This is a genomic window from Arthrobacter sp. TB 26 (genome assembly GCF_000427315.1).
Taxonomy (GTDB): Bacteria; Actinomycetota; Actinomycetes; order Actinomycetales; family Micrococcaceae; genus Arthrobacter.
Genome location: NZ_AUPJ01000517.1, coordinates 6373 through 9059 on the forward strand (window position 1 = coordinate 6373; position 2687 = coordinate 9059).

Genomic DNA, 2687 nt, shown 5'->3' on the forward strand with positions numbered 1-2687 from the left:
TGGCGGCCCGGGCCAGGGTCCCGGAATTGCTGCTCCGCGCCCTGTTCCGGCCGGAGGCCGCGCTGCGCCGGGCTGAACGGTTCGGCGAACGGTTCCGGGCCGCCCTGGTAGTCCCGGCCGGGTCCACCGCGGTGCAGCGGCTGGACCACGTCGAGCGCATCCTGGGACAGGAGCTCTTCCCGGTGGTGCCCAATATCCTGCCGCTGCCGGCCCTGGGCTTTGCCCTGCTGGCGGCCGCCGGGAGGCTGCTGGGACCCGTCGCCGGACCGGGTTCGCTGCAGCCGGTCCTGCGGGGACTTCCCAACAACGTCACTACCGAAATGGACCTGGCACTCTGGCAGCTCGCTTCCGCCATCCGGGCCGACGCCGCATCCGCAGCGGTGTTCGACGGCGCTGCGTTCGATAACGCAGGGGTGCCGGAACTCGTCCGCCACTACCGGGCCCGCGGGCTGCCCGTCGTCGTGCAGTCCGGGCTCGCCAGTTTCCTGGCGCATTACGGGCACCGGGCGGTGGCCGAGATTGACGTGGGGATGCCCCGCTGGTCCGACGACCCGGCCCATATCCTCGGGGTCCTGGCCAACTACCTGCGCCTGGACGATCCCGGCCAGGCGCCGGACCGGCAGTTCAGCAAGGCGGCGCGGGACGCCGAGTCCCAGGTGGAGCGGCTGTCCGCCGCCGCGGGGGAGCGGAGCAGGTTGCGCGGCGCGCTGGTGCGGGCGGCTCTGGAACGCACCCGGATGTTCGCCGGGCTGCGGGAACTGCCGAAGTACCACATCGTCGAGGCCCTCGCCGCGGTGCGCCGGCAGCTCCAGGCCATCGGGACGGACCTGGCCGTGGCCGGCCGCATCACGGAAGCGGACGACATCTTCTTCCTCGATCTGGTCGAGGCCCGCGACGGCCTCTCCGGGAGGCCGCTGCACACCGTCGTGGCGCAGCGCCGCGAGGCCTACGTCCAGGAACTGGGCCGCCGGCACATCCCGCGGGTACTCCTCTCGGACGGGACGGAACCGGAGGCGGTGCAGGCCGGCGCGGCCGGGGCCGGTGCCGGAGCCCCGGGCGTCCTGACAGGCACCCCGGCATCGGCCGGCACCGTCACCGCCGCCGCCCGCGTCATCCTGGAGCCGCAGGAGGCGCACCTGGAGCCCGGCGAGATCCTCGTGGCGCCATCCACGGACCCGGGCTGGACGCCGCTGTTCCTGACCGCCGGCGGGCTGGTGATGGAAATGGGCGGCCCCAACTCGCACGGCGCGGTGGTCGCCCGGGAGTACGGGATTCCCGCAGTGGTCGGGGTCCCGGACGCCACCTCCCGGATTGTCACCGGGCAGGTCATCACGGTCGACGGCGCCGCGGGCACAGTCGCGACGGGCGCCCCGCCCGGGGACGCCTAGCTACAGTGGCCTCATGAGCGACGTGGAGGGTGCCCCGCAGCCGGCGGCGGGCGACGCCGTGACCGGGCTTGACCAGCCGGCAGAGCAACCGGTGCCGAAGCCCGGCGTCGACGATCCCTGGCTTCCCGGCTGGCTGGTCCGCCGCCCGCTCACCGCCGGCTGGGCCTGGACAGGATTCTGGGCGGCCCTGATCGTCGCGGACGACGCCTTCGACTTCGCAGGCTGGGCCTGGTACGTGATGGTCGGGATGGCCGCGCTGCCCACCCTCCTGGCGGCCGTCGCACTGCTGCAGGCCACTCCCAGACGGCATCTCAAACGGCGGAAAGACTCCGTGCTGGGACACTTCTTCGTCCGTTTCCTCGCCCTCACGGCGGCGTTCCTCGTGTGGGGTGTCTCCGTGGTCATGAGCGCCTCGATTTCCACCACTATCCAGTCCCTCGTCGGCGCTTCCGAGCGGGAGGTCACAGCCGTGGGGTTCAACCTCCTGCTGGCCGCGGTCCCCCTTGTGGTGTCCGTGCTCTGGCTGGCTTTCATCATCCGCTGCGCGTGGTTCCTGCGGCGCCTCCGCGGCTGGAAGCAGGACCCTGCGTCGCCCCTGCTGCCCAAGAAATTCCTGCGGGGACGGCCACGGCTCAGACGGGTCGTCGTCGGTCTGGCGCACCCGGGGCTGTTGCTCGTCGCCGGACTCGGGACCTCGGTCCTCGCGCTCCTGCTCGGGGCGGTCGAGCTGACGCTGAATGTGCTGACCTGAGCGCGCCCCCGGGCCCCGGCCACGGCGGCGGCCCGGCCGGACCAATCTGCCGGGGAAAGGGTGAATCGGGCCACTCCCGGGCGTACTGTTGAATCATGAGCTGCAAGATTGGAGCGCGGTCGCAATGACGCGCAAATGGCTGCGTTGGATGCCCGCTGTTGCGGTGCCTGCCGTGATCGCGGCCGGCGTCCTGTCCGGGTCCCTGCCCGCAAATGCCGGAGACCCGCTGCCGGAGAAGACCCCGGAGCAGGTGCTGCTCCTGATCGCCCAGCACGGCGAAAAATCCCTGTCCGGGACCCTGGAACAGAGCTCCGGGATCGGCCTGCCGGAACTTCCGACGTCGGGGCCCGGTGCGGGGTCACCGGAAACGGCCTGGCTCGAACTGCTGACAGGACCCCACACGGCCCGCGTCTACCTTGACGGGCCCGGGAACGCCCGGGTGCAGGTTATGGACAGGATGGCGGAGAGGGATGCCGTCCGGCATGGCAATGAGCTGTGGTTCTACAACTCCAAGGACAACACGGCCGCCCATGCCCAGCTTCCCGCCG

The 2687-nt window shown here is 71.8% G+C and carries 2 protein-coding genes and 1 pseudogene; all 3 read left to right on the forward strand.

The window, feature by feature from the left end:
- The first annotated feature begins 26 nt into the window (after positions 1-26).
- Positions 27-1388: a PEP-utilizing enzyme gene (locus K789_RS26610; protein ID WP_306376633.1), complete on the forward strand. Its 1362-nt coding sequence runs from the start codon at positions 27-29 to the stop codon at positions 1386-1388.
- 13 nt (positions 1389-1401) lie between these two features.
- On the forward strand, positions 1402-2139 hold the full coding sequence (locus K789_RS0120520) for a hypothetical protein (protein WP_024368385.1): 738 nt from the start codon (positions 1402-1404) through the stop codon (positions 2137-2139).
- Positions 2140-2287: 148 nt separating this feature from the next.
- Positions 2288-2687: pseudogene (locus K789_RS0120525) on the forward strand (hypothetical protein); the annotation flags it as partial.